The organism is Aquabacterium sp. (assembly GCF_050725395.1).
Taxonomy (GTDB): domain Bacteria; phylum Pseudomonadota; class Gammaproteobacteria; order Burkholderiales; family Burkholderiaceae_C; genus Aquabacterium.
The window spans coordinates 1-15,788 of the sequence record NZ_JBOHHL010000035.1 but is presented as its reverse complement, the minus strand read 5'-3'; the positions used below and the strand labels follow the sequence as shown (position 1 = coordinate 15,788).

Annotated in this window: 12 protein-coding genes; 4 read left to right on the top strand and 8 right to left on the bottom strand. The window is 64.5% G+C overall.

Going from position 1 to position 15,788, the window contains the following annotated elements:
• Positions 1-8 precede the first annotated feature (8 nt).
• Together ACREB4_RS17560 and ACREB4_RS17555 are read right to left on the bottom strand one after the other, a co-directional pair.
• On the bottom strand, positions 9-3,317 hold the full coding sequence (locus ACREB4_RS17560) for a UvrD-helicase domain-containing protein (protein ID WP_431589534.1): 3,309 nt from the start codon (positions 3,315-3,317) through the stop codon (positions 9-11).
• Positions 3,314-6,235, bottom strand: a complete 2,922-nt coding sequence (locus tag ACREB4_RS17555) for a PD-(D/E)XK nuclease family protein (protein ID WP_431589533.1) — start codon at positions 6,233-6,235, stop codon at positions 3,314-3,316. The genes ACREB4_RS17560 and ACREB4_RS17555 overlap by 4 nt, the downstream gene beginning before the upstream one ends.
• A gap of 119 nt (positions 6,236-6,354) precedes the next feature.
• Between ACREB4_RS17555 and trxA the strand changes: the two genes are divergently transcribed.
• The 4 genes from trxA (at position 6,355) to ACREB4_RS17535 (ending at position 10,403) form a co-directional block, all read left to right on the top strand.
• The gene (trxA, locus tag ACREB4_RS17550; RefSeq protein ID WP_431589532.1) at positions 6,355-6,684 is read left to right on the top strand and encodes a thioredoxin family protein; all 330 of its coding nucleotides are present in this window, start codon (positions 6,355-6,357) and stop codon (positions 6,682-6,684) included.
• Between the two features lie 288 nt (positions 6,685-6,972).
• Positions 6,973-8,235, top strand: a complete 1,263-nt coding sequence (gene rho / locus ACREB4_RS17545; RefSeq protein WP_431589531.1) for a transcription termination factor Rho — start codon at positions 6,973-6,975, stop codon at positions 8,233-8,235.
• A 91-nt stretch (positions 8,236-8,326) separates the two neighbouring features.
• Positions 8,327-8,581, top strand: coding sequence for a type B 50S ribosomal protein L31 (locus ACREB4_RS17540; RefSeq protein WP_230181053.1), 255 nt, complete (start codon positions 8,327-8,329; stop codon positions 8,579-8,581).
• 127 nt (positions 8,582-8,708) lie between these two features.
• The gene (locus tag ACREB4_RS17535) at positions 8,709-10,403 is read left to right on the top strand and encodes a hypothetical protein (RefSeq protein WP_431589530.1); all 1,695 of its coding nucleotides are present in this window, start codon (positions 8,709-8,711) and stop codon (positions 10,401-10,403) included.
• A gap of 2 nt (positions 10,404-10,405) precedes the next feature.
• Here ACREB4_RS17535 and phoR read toward each other — a convergent pair whose 3' ends face one another.
• The 6 genes from phoR to pstC all read right to left on the bottom strand — a co-directional run.
• Positions 10,406-11,752: a phosphate regulon sensor histidine kinase PhoR gene (gene phoR, locus ACREB4_RS17530; protein ID WP_431589529.1), complete on the bottom strand. Its 1,347-nt coding sequence runs from the start codon at positions 11,750-11,752 to the stop codon at positions 10,406-10,408.
• Complete coding sequence (gene phoB, locus ACREB4_RS17525) at positions 11,752-12,450, bottom strand: phosphate regulon transcriptional regulator PhoB (protein WP_431589528.1); 699 nt, start codon at positions 12,448-12,450, stop codon at positions 11,752-11,754. The genes phoR and phoB overlap by 1 nt, the downstream gene beginning before the upstream one ends.
• A gap of 18 nt (positions 12,451-12,468) precedes the next feature.
• Positions 12,469-13,176, bottom strand: a complete 708-nt coding sequence (phoU, locus tag ACREB4_RS17520; protein WP_431589527.1) for a phosphate signaling complex protein PhoU — start codon at positions 13,174-13,176, stop codon at positions 12,469-12,471.
• Positions 13,177-13,194: 18 nt separating this feature from the next.
• Complete coding sequence (gene pstB, locus ACREB4_RS17515) at positions 13,195-13,980, bottom strand: phosphate ABC transporter ATP-binding protein PstB (RefSeq protein WP_431589526.1); 786 nt, start codon at positions 13,978-13,980, stop codon at positions 13,195-13,197.
• A gap of 50 nt (positions 13,981-14,030) precedes the next feature.
• Positions 14,031-14,894, bottom strand: a complete 864-nt coding sequence (gene pstA, locus ACREB4_RS17510; protein WP_431589525.1) for a phosphate ABC transporter permease PstA — start codon at positions 14,892-14,894, stop codon at positions 14,031-14,033.
• A partial coding sequence (gene pstC, locus ACREB4_RS17505) for a phosphate ABC transporter permease subunit PstC (protein ID WP_431589524.1) occupies positions 14,891-15,788 on the bottom strand: 898 nt, incomplete at its 5' end. The genes pstC and pstA, both read right to left, overlap by 4 nt.

Genomic DNA, 15,788 nt, shown 5'->3' with positions numbered 1-15,788 from the left:
GGCCTTTTTCAAAGCGCCTCGACCAGGTGCCCCTCTCCGGTGATGAAGGCCGCCCGCACCACCTCTCCTGGCTGCAGGGCCGACACCGCCTCGACATACTGCCGCATTTGCGATTGGTAGGCCGGCAAGTCCTGTGGACGGTGCTGGAGTTTGTAGTCCAGCACCCACCAATGTCGCCCCGACCCGGTGTCGAGGGCCACCAGGCGATCGATGCGCAGCACCTTGCCGCCATGGATCAAGCCGACCTCGTTGCCGGCCCAGGCCACCCGCGCGGGGTCGAGCCAGGCCGCCAGTTCTTCGCTGCCCAGGATCTTGCGCACCAAGGGCTCAGCGCGTTCTGTCCAGGCCGCGGGCGCGCCCACTGCCCGGCAAGCGGCTTGAAGGGCTTGTTCGACCTTGGCCGGTGCCCGCTGAGCGAGCGCCAGTGGTGTCAGCCACTCCAGGGCCTTGTGTACCACTTGACCGAGCAAAGCGGCCTCTTCGGCCACGGCGGGCGGATTGAAGGGCGCCGGGTTGGCAGGCAAGGCCTCCAGCTTCGGCAGGACGGCGAGCTGGGCGCTGGCCACGGTCGTTTCGCCTTCCACCAAAGCCGGCGCCATGGCTTGTGGAATCCAGACTGGCGCGTCGCCGATGGCATTCGACTGCTTCAGCCGCTCCCACCAGCTGCCGTGCTTGTTGCTGGCCCGCGGCTCGGTGCGGCTGAACACCAGCTGTTCGCGGGCGCGGGTCAAGGCCACGTACAGGGCATTGAGCTCTTCACGGCGCTGGGCGGCGCGCTCTTGCGCCATGGCCTGCATCAGGCTGGGGGGAGGATTGGCTTCCGAGCGGATGAACGCACAACTCAGCGGCCGCGATTCGTTTTCAGGCCAATCGACCATCACGGTGAAGTGATTGGGGCGCCCTTCTTGTGCATCCGCGTCCACGATGAAGACCACCCTCGCCTCCAGCCCCTTGGCGCCATGGATGGTCAGCAACTGGACCGCACCGGGATGAACCCGCGCGGGCAAGGCCACCGGCAGGCGCTTGAGGGCCCTGACCCAGCGGTAAGGTGTGGCGTCGCGACCGCCATCCATGTCCAGGCTTTGCGCCAGCAAGGCATTGATGTGGGCCATGGCCTGCCCGCGCATCGACTCGGGCACGCAAGCCACCCAGCGTTCTCGCACCTTGCCTTCGGTCAGCACGGCCTCCATCAGGTCGTGCGGCGGCGCATGCCGTGCCAGGGCCTGCCATCGAGGCAACAAGTTGGCGGCGTGCAGCACGGCCGGGCTGGCATCTTTCCAGTCCATGAGGGCGCGCCACCAAGTGCCACCAGCGGTGCGCGCTTTCGCCGCCAGCCCCATCAATTCGTCGTCGGACAGGCCGAACACCGGGCTGCGCAGGGCACGGGCCAGGGCCAGGTCGTGCTGGGGCGACACCAGTGCCTCCACCAGTGCGACCAGGTCCTGCACTTCGGGGGTGTCGATGAGGCGGGTGTCTTCCGGGGCGACGAAAGGCACGCCGTGCGCTTGCAGTGCCTGCCCCACCCAGGCCAAGGTCGCGCGCTTGCGACTGAGCACGAAGATGTCCTCGGGCTTCACACCCTGTTCGCGAATCAGTTCGCCAATGGCCCGGGCCACGTGCTCGGCTTCGAGTTGCTTGAGCGAGGTGTCGGGCTCTTCACGCGGTTCGACCAGGGTGTCCCGCCAGGCGGGCGCCAACGCCTGGTCGCGGGCTTCGCTGGGCGGACGGGGCACGTCGGGCAAGACGCTGACCCGCGACGCGTCTTGCGATTCCGTGGTGTGCGGCCTGAAGCCCTGGAAAGCGCCCTCTTCCACCGCCTGCCCCATGACCAGGTTCAAGGCCGAGATCACGCCGGGGGCGTTTCGCCTTGTGTGGTCGCACGAAAGCAATTCGCCCTGCAAGCCGTCCAGCACGAAGTGCTTGGCCGCCTCGAACACTCGGGGATCGGCGCGTCGAAAGCGGTAGATGCTCTGCTTGGGATCGCCCACCAGGAACACCCGGATCGACTGCTGCCCCCCACCGGCCCCCGCATACCCGCCCAGCCAGGACTTCATGGTCTGCCACTGCAAGGGACTGGTGTCCTGGAACTCGTCCATCAACAGCTGCCTCACCTGGGTGTCCAGTCGCTCCTGAATCCAGCCCGCCACCGAGGAGTCGCCCAGCAGGTGCGCGGCCGCGAGCTCCAGGTCCACCATGTCGACCTGGCCGCGCTGGGCTTTCAGGCTGGCGTATTCCTCGAACAGGGCGCGGGCCAGGAGGCACATCCGTTGGTGCACGGCATGGGCCTGGGTTTGTTCCACCGCCAGGCCAAGTTCTGCCAGCCAGGCTTGCGCCCAAGCCAGTTCATCGGATTCACCCAATTGCTTGCGCGGCCCCTTGTCGGTGAACAAAGCGCACCGCAACCCTTCGTACCGGGCACCGAGGTCGTTCAAGCCCAAGGCTTGTTCGATGCCGCGTCCCGCCGCTTGCGCCTTGACCCCCTTGGCCTGGCTCAACAGCTTGGCCAAGGCCCAGAACTGCTGCTGGACCGAGGCCTGCCACAAGGCTTCGCGTGGATCGTTCATGCCGGCCCAGGTCGCGGACCATTGCCCCACCGATTCAACGCTGCCGACCAGGTGCCCCGCCTGGTCGGCCAAGGTGATTTCCAAACGATTGGAAAGGGCCGATTGCAACCAGGCTTCCAGGTTGAAGCGCCCCACCTCGCGCACCATGCCCAGGAAGGCATCCAGCTCGACCGAACCCTCGGGATCGGCGGTGGATTCGCGCAACGATTGCTGCGCATCCATGCGCTTCAGGAATCGCCCCCACAACTCGGGCCACAACTCGCTGCTGTCCTCCACCAGGTTCAGCTCGGGTGGCAAACCCAGTTCGGCCAGCGCATCCAGGGGTGCTGCCCGCACCAGGCGAGAAAACCACCCGTGGATGGTGTGGATCTCGACGCCACGGCCGTCCTCCAGCCATTGCCGGTACAGGTCGGCCAAAGCATTGGACGATTGAGCGGCCTGGGCTGGCAGCATGCCCCGCATCACCAGTTGTTGCTGGCGCTCGGCGTCGTCAGCCTTGGCAAACTCGCGCAGCCATTCGTGCAGGCGTTCGCGCATTTCGCCCGCGGCCTTGCGCGTGAAGGTGATGGCCAATATCTGCGATGGCGCCACGCCATCCAGCAAGGCACGCAGGATGCGGGAGACCAGCATCCAGGTCTTGCCGGCCCCGGCACAGGCTTCGACCACCACGCTGCGTTGCGGGTCGCAGGCCACCTGGTAAAAGCGCTCGCGCGGCACCGAGGCATCGTTGATCTGGTAGGCGGCCTGGCTCATGGCTTGGCCTCCGGCACCGTCCAGTGATCGCGCCGGCACAGGCCGCGCACCTCACAGTAGTCGCAGGCGGTGCCTTCACCCAGGGCCGGCATGGCCGCGCCCGCCAGCAAACGGGTCAAGTCGGTGCGCACCCCCTCCACCAAAGCCTGGGCCGATTCGATCACGTGCGGGTGCTCCACCGGGTTGACGCCTTTTTCATCCATCTGCAAATACAGGCCGCTCACCGCTTGGGTCACCCGATGCGGGTCGCTTGGGTCAACGGTGGCGGGCGCGTGCTGGGCCAGGGCCGCGTAAAAGGCCAGTTGCGTGTCCTCCAGCGGCTGCCTGACCTTCTGCTTGAGCTTGTCGAGCGAACCCGTCTTGTAGTCGATCACGGTCCAGGCCTTGTCATCGCCGCCGCTCCGCTCAGCGCGGTCAAGCCGGTCCAATTGGCCATGCAAGGTCACGGTCACGTCGCCACCCAGGTCGCTGGGCAAGGCCATGGGCCACTGCACCACCTCTTCGGCCTTGGCGAAACGCCAACCCTCGCCCTCGTGGCCATGAAGCCAGGCCACGTAGTTCTCTGCCAAGCGTTCCAGGGTCGCGGCAAATGGCAGGAAAAAAGGCCGGCGGCCATCGCGGTCCAAGCCCTGCTCACGCGTCACTTCGTGCGCGGCCTGGATCCAGCGGAGCACGTCCTCACTGGAGGCCGCGGTATCGTCGCGCTGGGCATGGAACCGCTGCAGCACCGCGTGCAGCCACACGCCGAAATCCGAACGGTCAACGCCTTCTTCCAACTCGTCCAGCGCTCGCAGGTTCAACACATGCCTGGCGAAGAATCGGTAGGGGCATTGGCGCATGGCCTCGTACGAGGTGGCTGTGATCTGCGCCGGCAAAGGCAACTGCAATGCCTTGGCCATCGAGCCGGAGGCGTCCACCTGCCGCAGGCTCGGCAGCGGCCTGCGCACGGGCGTGGCGGGCAAGGTCCGCAGGGGCCGTTCATCCGCTTGATCACGCAAGGGCAGACCCGTGTGCAGCGACCAGCGTTCGAACCACGGGCTGGGCTCCAGCGGCTCGCGCCCATTGGCTTCGCGGCACAGGCAGGACATGTGGGGCTGCGCCATTAACAGGGCGAACGATGCCCACTGCGCATCGCGCATGGTGGCTTTGCCGGGCAGGCCCATCTGCTCCGCCAAGGCCCCATGCAACCAGCCTGGCACGCCATTCATGGCCCCCAGCTGTCCTTCGTCCGCGCCCGGCATCACCACGGCGCTGAAGGGCCGGAGCACGGCGCGGGTCAAGGGCGTCACCACCACATCGACCTTGGCATCGCCCGCTGCCGCTGACGCCAATCGGAAGCTCGACTCTTCCAGCACCTGGTCCACCCAGCGGCTGAGGCCCTGGCCGTCCATCCTCAGGTCGCTGGCCACCAAGGGCCAGGCCACGGCATCGGCGCCCTCTTCCGGACTCATGCGCAACGCTTGCAGCACGGAGGCCCCGGCCACGTCGTCCGCCAAGGTTTGCCAGGCCCCACAATCCTGCAAGGCTTGCGCGACCAGAGCCAGCAACTGCGACAAAGGCGCGCGCCGGCCGCCAGACCACAAAGGCGCCAGCAACTGCACCGTCTGCCTGGCCCTGGACCACAGCAGGCGCGCCGACTCCGGCATGGCTTGCCGCCCTTCAGGCAAGAGGTCCGTGGAGAGTCCCGGTTCCAGCCCCAGTCCCCAGGCGGCCAACAGGCCATGCTTTCGGCACCAGGTTTCCAAGGCGGCCACCGCCCCATCCAAGTCGCCCCCCAAGTCCTGGTCGGGCCAACGGACCCAGCCTGACTTGAGCCAATCCAGCAGGTCATCGGTGGACGCACGTGGCTGCGACGCCGCGAGCAAGCGCGTCACGGCGGCCCCCGCTCGCGTGGTCGACAGCTTCCAGCCGGTCTCGTCCGACGAGGTCGCGCCAGCACCTTCCAGCAAAGCCCGCACACGCCTGACCAAGCTGCGGTCCAGCGCGATCAAGGCCACGGGATCGCCTCCCGACACCCTGGCCTTTTGAACGGCCTCGAGCACCAACGCCGTCGCCTGCTGCGCTTCGTCTTCGAAGTCGGTGCAGCGGGCAAGCGCGGGCAGAGAGGCGGCATCCTCAGGCCGTGCGGGCGCGGCTTCGGCGTTCATCCACAAGGTGGGCACCCCAGCGAGTGCAGCTTGCTTCAACACGGCCAGCATCACCGACGACTCGCTGCCGGGCACCACCGTTTCGCCGGCCGTCACGCCCACCCAGGCCACGGCCTGGTGCGTGAACAAAACGTCCGTGGGCCAATGGCCATCGTCGCTGCTGACCGCCCACTCCAGCGCCCAGGCCAGCAGCAAGCGTTCACGGGCGCCCGGACTCGCGCTGGCCGCATGGGCTGCACGAAGCGCCTCGCGGCAGGTTTCCCAGTAAGCCACGCGCTGACTTGGCGGACAGGACTGCGCCACGCGCACCCACAGGTGGGCGCATTCCACCACCTGCGCCACGGCATGCTCGAAGGCGCGGCGATCCCGTTGCAGCCACTGCCGCCCCCAAGCCTGCGAACCCAGGGATTGCGTCACCAAGAGGCGGTCCAACACCACGTCCAGCGTAGGCGCCGGCCCCAGATCCTCATTCGTCGCGGTCGATGATGGAGCCTCGCGGGACCAGGCCAAGGACTGCGCCAAGGTGGGCACCGTTTCGATCTGCGGCAGCCAACCACCCACGGCGCGGGCCCAGGCGTGTCGCGCCACGGGCAGCAAAGCACCGACCGGCAGCAGCACCACCACATCCCGCACGTTCACACCGTTGTCAAGGCACCACCGCGCCACGGTCAAGGCCCAATCGTCCCAGCCATCGCGGGCGGGACGGCCCTGAGCCCAAGGCCAGGCGGTGGGCGTCAAAATGGCATTTTCGAGGTTGACTATGACGGTCATAGGGTGATGGTCTCTTGTGGCCCGCTGCAGCGGCCACATCTTCTGTGTCAGAATCTTCTCAACAATTCTGGTGGTTAATTCGCAGTTCACGCACCGCCGGAGTCACCAAGGATAGTTCCATGAGCAGCGACCTGATCAAACACATTTCCGACGCATCTTTCGATTCGGACGTTCTTCAATCGGCCCAACCCGTGCTGGTTGACTACTGGGCCGAATGGTGCGGCCCTTGCAAGATGATCGCCCCCATCCTGGACGAACTGGCCACCGATTACAGCGGTCGCTTGAACGTCACCAAGATGAACGTGGACCAGAACCGCGACGTGCCCGCCAAGTTCGGCATCCGCGGCATCCCCACGCTGATGATCTTCAAGGGTGGTCAACTGGCGGCCACGAAGGTCGGCGCCCTGTCGAAGGCTCAACTGACCGCCTTCGTCGACGCCAATCTTTAATTTCGCGGCGTTTCTTTCCTATAATGCGTCGACCAGCTGATATTCTTGCGGCTGGTTCTCGTCAAGCCGGGCAGTCACCGACCGCCCGGCGGGTGCCACAGGCCCTGCACTGACGCCATCCCAGGCGGCAGGGGTTTGAATCAAGGCCTGTGCCCCCCTGACAAAAGCGTTTGGTCCTCGTTGGCCATTTTGTCTACCCCCTCGAAATCACCCACGATCTGATCCTCAGGTTTCGCAGTTCGCCATCGAGCGCGGCAACTTGAAGGTTTTCGCACAGGGTCTCAATCCATGCACCTTTCAGAACTGAAGGCTTTGCACATCACCGAATTGACGGCGATGGCAGAAGCCCTTGAGCTCGAGAACATCTCCCGCATGCGCAAGCAGGAGTTGATGTTCGCCATCATGAAAAAGCGCGCCAAGGCGGGCGAGCAGGTCTTCGGGGACGGCGTGCTCGAAGTGTTGCCCGACGGCTTCGGCTTCCTCCGCGCTCTGGACATGAGCTTCCTGGCCAGCACGGACGACATCTACCTGTCGCCCAGCCAGGTGCGGCGCTTCAACCTGCACACCGGCGACATGGTCGAAGGCGAAGTGCGCGTGCCCAAGGACGGCGAGCGTTATTTCGCGTTGGTGAAGGTCGACCGGGTCAATGGCCTGTCGCCCGAGGTCAACAAGAACAAGATCATGTTCGAGAACTTGACGCCGCTGTTCCCCGATGAACAGTTCAAGCTCGAACGCGAAATCAAGACCGATGAAAACATCACCAGCCGCATCGTCGACCTGATCGCGCCCCTGGGCAAAGGTCAGCGCGCCCTGCTCGTCGCCCCGCCCAAGAGCGGCAAGACGGTGATGATGAAGAACCTGGCGCACGCCCTGACCAACAATTACCCTGACGTCCACGTCATCGTGCTGCTGGTCGACGAACGCCCCGAAGAAGTGACCGAAATGCAGCGCACCGTGCGCGGCGAGGTCATCAGCTCCACGTTCGATGAGCCCGCCCAGCGCCACGTTCAGGTCGCCGAAATGGTGATCGAGCGCGCCAAGCGCCTGGTCGAGTTGAAAAAAGACGTGATCATCCTGCTGGACTCGATCACCCGTCTGGCCCGCGCCTACAACAACGTCTTGCCCTCTTCTGGCAAGGTGCTGTCGGGTGGTGTCGATTCCAATGCCCTGCAGCGCCCCAAGCGCTTTTTCGGTGCGGCGCGGAACATCGAAGAAGGTGGCTCGCTCACCATCATCGGCACAGCCCTGGTCGACACCGGCAGCCGCATGGACGAAGTCATCTACGAAGAATTCAAGGGCACGGGCAATTGCGAAATCCACCTGGATCGCCGCATGTCCGAAAAGCGCGTCTACCCTTCGATCCTGCTGAACAAGTCGGGCACACGCCGCGAAGAACTGCTGCTCAAGCCCGATATCCTGCAAAAGAGCTGGATTCTGCGCAAGCTGCTGTATCCGATGGACGAAATCGAAGCGATGGAATTCATCCTCGACAAAATGAAGTCCACCAAAAATAACCACGAATTCTTCGATTTGATGCGTCGTGGTGGTTGATATATAATCTCGGGTTTTCCAGCTTCGAGGAAAGTGCGCGTGCATGGTGCCGCGTGGCTTCCGATTCTCAACAGCACAAGAAGGTTAGAAGATGAAAGACGGCATTCACCCCAACTACCGCGACGTTTGCTTCGTGGACCAGTCCAACGGCTTCAAGTTCGTGACTCGTTCGTGCTCGCCCGCGCGTGAAACCATCAAGATGGAAGACGGCCGCGAACTGCCGCTGTTCAAGCTGGAAACCTCGAGCGAATCGCACGCTTTCTACACCGGCACCCAAAAGAGCATCGACTCCCTGGGCGGCCGTGTCGAGAAGTTCCGCAACAAGTTTGCGCACCTCAAGAAGTAATTGTTCTGCCAGGATGTGCGTCCGACTGCGGAACAGCACCCCTGCCGACTCAATCACGGATCAAAGGGCGGCTTCGGCTGCCCTTTTTATTTGGCAAGTCCTTTTGCGCTGACGACGTCCACGCCCCATGAGATCCTCCTCCCCGGCTTCCCAGGCCATCACCCCTGCGCTGGTCACCCAAAAGGCCGTGAAACGGCTGCCACGCTGGGCGCTGCTGCTGTTCTGCGTGGCGTATGTGCTGCCGGGGCTGTTCAGCCGCGATCCCTGGAAGGGCATCGACATCGCCTCGTTCGGCCACATGTGGAGCCTGGCGGACGGTCAGGCCTCGTGGCTGCACCCCAATGTGGGCGGCGTTTTGCCCACGGGTGGCGGCATCCTGCCCTATTGGCTGGGCGGGGCGTTCATCGGCCTGCTGAGCCCCTGGCTGGACCCGGCTTTTGCCGCGCGCATCCCTTTTGGGCTGCTGCTTGCCTCGGTGCTCAGCCTGACCTGGTACGCCACCTACCACCTGGCGCGAACCAAGGCGGCCCAACCTTTGCCATTGGCCTTTGGCGGCGAAGCGCTGCCGCAGGACTATGCGCGTGCGGTGGCCGATGGCTCGGTGCTGGCGCTGATCGCCAGCCTGGGCCTTTTGCAACTGGGCCACGAAACCACCCCCGAGCTGCTTCAACTGGCGGGCGGCACCCTCTTTTTGTACGGCATGGCGGCGGCGGCGTTCCGCCCCTGGCAAAGCCGGCTGGCCACCCTGGTGTGCCTGCCCATCATGGCCGCCAGCGGCAGTCCCACGGTGGCCCTGGAACTGGCCGCCGCCGGCATGCTGATCTGCGCCCTGTCCGACGATGATGAGATGCGCAAGCACATGCGCTGGGTCGCGGCCAGTGGTGTGCTGGCCGCGGCGCTGGCCACCGCCCTGTCCAGCACTGGCCTGCCAGGGTGGGCGTTGCGCATCGATGCGTGGTCCGGCATTGGGCGCACCGTTCGCCTGTTCACCTGGTTCACCTGGCCCGTGCTGCCCCTGGCCGCCTTGACGGTCTGGCACTGGCGGCGCCAAGTCGCACGCCGGCACATCGCGGTGCCGCTGTTCTCCGCCCTGGTGGGCTTTGGCGCCTGCATCGCCATGGACGCCAACGACCGGGCCTTGTTGCAGGCCCTGCCCGCGCTGGCGGTGCTCGCGGCCTTTGCCCTGCCCATCCTGCAACGCAGCCTGGGGTCGGCCATCGACTGGTTTTCGGTGTTTTTCTTCACCACGGCGGCGCTGCTGATCTGGCTGCACTACGGCGCCATGCACACTGGCATGCCGGTCAAGATGGCCAACAACGTGGCCAAGCTGGTCCCGGGTTATGCCAGCGATTTTTCCTGGCCTTTGCTGGTTCTGGGCGCGGTGGCCACTGCCTTGTGGCTGGCACTGGTGCGTTGGCGCACGGCTCGGCAGACGCATGCCTTGTGGAAGAGCCTGGTCCTGCCCGCCGGCGGCGTTGCTTTGTGCTGGCTGCTGGCCATGACGCTGCTGCTGCCGCCGCTTGACCAATCCCTCAGCTACCGCCTGCTGGTCAACCGCGTCAAACGCCATGTGCCCGCGGGCACCTGCATCGCGGCGCCCAATGCCTCCACGGGTTTGCTGACGGGCCTGGAGTACTTTGGCAAATACCGGGTCGACGGCCTCGCGCCGCCAGACCGGGTGCCCAGGAACTGCCCGGTACTGGTCTACAGCTTGCCCGCCCGGCAGGCCGCGCCCAGCTTTCCGGGTTGGCGCCGTGTCGCCCGCGAAAACCAACGAACCCAGAACTCCGAGTCGGTGGCCATTTACCGCCGGGCGCCTTGAATTCAGGCAGGCCGCACGCGCGCCGCAGGCACTGTCAAGCTGAAGGTCGAGCCTTTGCCCGGTTCGCTGGTGACGCGCAACTCGCCCCCATGGCGCTGCACAACGTGCTTGACGATGGACAGGCCCAGGCCAGTTCCGCCCGTCTCGCGTGAACGGCTGCCGTCCACCCGGTAGAAGCGTTCGGTCAGGCGGGGAATGTGCTCCGCTTCAATGCCGATGCCGCTGTCCCGCACGCTGAATTCGCCCCCGCCTTCGGGCAAGGTGATCCAGCGCACATCGATCGGCGCGCCATCGGGGGTGTAGCGCACGGCGTTGGACACAAGGTTCCCCATGGCGCTCAGCCATTCGCTTTCAACGCCCGATATTTCAGCCACCTGGCCCCCGCCATCCGTGGAAAACGACATGGGATGGCGTCCACGCGACAGGCCCAGCCCGTCGTTTTCCAGGCGCTGCATCAAGGCCTCCACCTTGATCCAGCGGTCGGACGAGGGGCGCGGGCTGCCTTCGATCTGCGCCAAGGTCAACAAGTCGGCGACCAGGCTGCGCATGCGCTCGGCCTGTTGCGCCATCAAGGTGATCACGCGGGCACGCTCGACTTCGGTCAAGGGCAGCGACCCCAGGGTTTCGATGAAGCCGTTGAGCACGGTCAGCGGCGTGCGGATCTCGTGGGACACATTGGCCACGAAGTCACGCCGCATGGTGTCGGAGCGCTCGCGCTCGGTGATGTCCTGTGACAGGATGAGCTTGAGGCCTTCGCCATAGCGGCACACCTGCAGCGACAGGAAACCTTGGCCCCCCCGCGGCATCAGGCATTTCACGGGTTCTCGGTAGTCACCGGCCTGCAGATACTGAACGAACGTGGGCTGGCGGATCAGGTTGGTCACGCGCTGGTAAAGGTCGCGCGTGGGATCGAGCCCGAAATGGTCGGCCGCGACCGTGCTGATCCAGGTGATGTGCTCAGTGTCGTCCAGCAGGATCACGCCATTCGGCGAGGCCTGGATGCCCGACAGGAACTGGTCCAGGCGCCGGCGCTCTTCCGCGATGAGCTGGTCGCGCTGCCGCACCACCCTTTGCACACGGTGAGCGACTTCGCCCCACAGGCCGGGCATCTCGGGTGCGTTGGCCTCGGGGGTCCGCAGCCAGTCCAGCACCTGGTAGCCCTTCAAGGTGTCCAGCACGGTGAGGCACAGCACGGCAGCGGCGGCACCCAGCAAAGCCAGCAGGGCCGGGTGCCCCACGCGTTGCCCCAACCACCAACCCAGGGCACCGCCCGCCACGGCGGTGACGACGCGGGCACTGACTCGAGACAGCAGCCAGGAATTGGTTCTCTCGACCCTTGAAGCCAGCATCACGCAGCGTTGGCCACTTGTTGGGTCAGGCGATAACCGGCGCCACGGACGGTTTCGATCAGTTGGGACCGGTCCACCGACGACAACGCTTCGCGCAGGCGCTTCACATGGACATCGACCGTGCGCTCCTCAATGAACACGTGGTCGCCCCAGACGCGGTCCAGCAACTGGGCACGGCTGTGCACCCGTTCAGGGTGGGTCATGAAGAAATGCAGCAACTTGAACTCGGTGGGGCCGATCTTGACTTCCTGCTCGGCACGCGAGACACGGCGCGTGGCCGGGTCCAGGCGCAAACCAGCCACCTCCACCGCCGAATCCAACGCTTGCGGAGCCTTGCGGCGCAAAACGGCACGCACGCGCGCCATCAGTTCATGCGTCGAGAAAGGCTTGGTCAGGTAATCATCCGCACCGGCGTCCAGGCCCGCCACTTTGTCCACCTCTTCGGCGCGCGCCGTGAGCATGATGATGGGCAACTCGCGCGTGCGCGCTTCGGAACGCCAGCGCTTGGCCAGCGACAAGCCGGACTGCCCCGGAAGCATCCAGTCCAGCAGGACCAGATTGGGCAGCACGCGGTCGATCTCGGTTTGCGCGGCATCCGCCGTGGGCGCCACCACCACCTCGAAGCCGGAATGCCTCAGGTTCAACGCGATCAACTCGGCGATCGCGGGCTCGTCCTCAACCACCAGCACTCGGCTCATGTGGGCTCCTGATTCGTTTTACTTGATGATCGACTCAACGGCATCGGGCGTGTTGTGACGCACGTCGGTGCCCTTGACGATGTAGATGACCTGCTCGGCCAGGTTCTTGGCGTGGTCACCCACGCGCTCGATGGCCTTGGCCACGAAGACCAGGTCGATCGAAGCCGAAATGGTGCGCGGGTCTTCCATCATGTAGGTGATGAGCTTGCGCATCAGGCCGTCGAACTCGGCGTCGATCTCGTTGTCGTGCTTGATCACTTCCAGCGCGGTCTGAGTGTCCAGGCGGGCGAAGGCGTCCAAGGCTTTGCGCAGCGAGGCCGTGGCCAGGTCTGCCTCGAAAGACACGTCGTTCACTGGCAGGCGCAGGCGGCTCGACACACCGGTGTTGATCAGGCGTTGCACCGTGCGGGCGATGCGCGCGGCCTCGTCGCCCACGCGCTCCAGGTTGCCGATGGTCTTGCTGATGGCGATCAGCAGGCGCAGGTCACGGGCCGTGGGCTGGCGGCGCGCGATGATGGTCGACAGGTCGGCGTCGATGTCCATTTCCATCTGGTTGACGCGCTCTTCGCCGATCAACACCTGGCTGGCGACCTCGCCATTGAAATGTGTCAGGGCGTAGATGGCCTGCGCCACCTGGGACTCGACCAGGCCGCCCATTTCCAGAACACGGGTCGAGATGCCGCCCAGTTCCATGTCGAACTGGCTGGACAAATGCTTTTCAGTCATGAATTGTTCTCCGTCAGATCAGCCGAAGCGGCCGGTGATGTAGTCCTCGGTCTCTTTCTTCTTGGGCTTCATGAAGATGTCGGACGTGGGGCCGTACTCGATCACTTCGCCCAGGTACATGTAGGCGGTGTTGTCCGAGCAACGCGCGGCCTGCTGCATGTTATGGGTCACGATCAACACGGTGTAGTCATCCTTCAACTCGTGGATCAGTTCTTCGATCTTGCCGGTCGAGATTGGATCGAGTGCCGAGCAAGGCTCGTCCAGCAGCAGCACTTCCGGCTTGATGGCGATGCCACGGGCAATGCACAAGCGTTGCTGCTGGCCACCCGACAAGCCGGAGCCGATCTGGTTGAGCTTGTCCTTGACTTCATTCCACAGGGCGGCCTTCTTCAGGGCCCATTCCACCCGCTCGTCCATCTCGACGCGCGAGAGGGTTTCGAACAGCTTCACGCCAAAAGCGATGTTGTCGTAGATCGACATCGGGAAAGGCGTGGGCTTCTGGAACACCATGCCGACCTTGGCGCGGATCAAGGACACATCGTCCTTGCTGGTCAGGATGTTCTCACCGTCCAGGATGATCTCGCCCTTGGCGGTCTGCTCGGGGTAGAGCTCGAACATGCGGTTGAAGGTGCGCAGCAAGGTCGACTTGCCGCAGCCCGAGGGGCCGATGAAGGCGGTGACTTTCTTCTCGGGCAACTCAAGGTTGATGTTCTTGAGCGCGTGGAACTTGCCGTAATAGAAGTTCAAGTTGCGCACGGCCAGCTTGGATTTCAACGGGGTTTGGTTTTGAACCTTGGCATCCATGGGGATCTCCGGAATTCTTTGCAATCAATCGAATCAGGTCACCGAGCGCCTCAGCGCTGGCGGAACATGGTGCGCGCCACGATGTTGAGCGCCAGCACCCCGATGGTGATGATGAACACGCCCGCCCAGGCCAGCTTCTGCCAGTTCTCGTAAGGGCTCATCGCGAACTTGAAGATCGTGACCGGCAAGCTGGACATCGGCTGGCTCAAGTCGGCTGACCAGAACTGGTTGGACAGCGCCGTGAACAGCAGCGGTGCGGTCTCGCCAGAGATGCGGGCCACGGCCAGGAGGATGCCCGTCACCACGCCAGCACGGGCCGACTTCAAGGTGATCGACGAGATCACACGCCACTTGGGCGTGCCCAGGGCATACGCCGCTTCGCGCAAGGCGCTCGGCACCAGCGACAGCATGTTCTCGGTCGTGCGGATCACCACCGGCACCACGATCAAGGCCAGCGCCAACACCCCTGCCCAGCCCGAGAAGGACTTGGCACGGGCCACCACGGCCGAGTAGATGAACAGGCCCACCACGATCGACGGGGCGGACAAGAGAATGTCGTTGATGAAACGCGTGACGCTGCCCAGCCAACCCTTCTGCCCGTACTCGGCCAGGTAGACCCCCGCCATCACGCCCACGGGCGTGCCGATGAAGGTCGCCAGGCCCACCATCATGAGCGAACCCATGATGGCGTTGGCCAGACCGCCCTCTTCCATCGGCGGTGGCGTCATCTCGGTGAAGGTGGCCAAGGCCAGGCCTCCCATGCCCAGGCGAACGGTTTCCAACAAGATCCACACCAGCCAGACCAGGCCAAAGGCCATGGCCCCCAGCGACAAGGTCAAGGCGATGGCATTGACACGTTTGCGACTGGCGTGCCGCTTGCGACGCATCGCATCCAGGCTAACGGCGGTGCTCATGAACGCGCTCCTTCAGACTTCTTCATGCGGGCCAACAGCACTTTCGAGAACGCCAACACCACGAAGGTGATGAAGAACAAAACAAGGCCCAGGTAGATCAACGAGGCCTGGTGCAGGCCATCGCCGGCTTCGGCAAATTCATTGGCCAGCGCCGAGGTGATGCTGTTCGCGGCCTCGAACACCGACAGGGAGTTGAGCTGGTTCATGTTGCCAATGACGAAGGTCACCGCCATGGTTTCGCCCAAAGCCCGACCCAAGCCCAGCATGACCGCGCCGACCACACCGGTCTTGGTGTAAGGCAGCACCACCTTCGACACCACTTCCCAGGTCGTCGAGCCCAGGCCGTAAGCCGATTCCTTCAGCATGGGCGGTGTCACGTCGAACACGTCACGCATCACCGAAGCGATGAAGGGAATGATCATGATGGCCAGGATGATGCCGGCCGACAGGATGCCGATGCCCACTGGCGGCCCCGAGAAGAAAGCACCCAGGTAGGGAATGCCATTCGTCAGGCTTTGCAGCGGCTGCTGCACGTAGGTGGCCAGGATGGGCCCGAACACCAGCAGGCCCCACATGCCGTACACGATGGACGGCACAGCCGCCAACAACTCGACCGCGATCCCCAGGGGCCGCTTGAGCCAGCTGGGCGACAACTCGGTCAGGAACAGCGCGATGCCGAAGCTCACGGGCACGGCAATCAGCAAGGCGATGATCGAGGTGGCCAAGGTGCCATAGATCATCACCAGACCACCGTATTGGTCCTGGACAGGATCCCACTCGGTGCGCCACAGGAAACTGAACCCGTATTCGCGGATGGCAGGCCAGGCGCCCACGATCAGCGAACCGATGATCGCCAGCAACAGCGTCAGGGTGAGCAAAGCGGCACCACGTGCC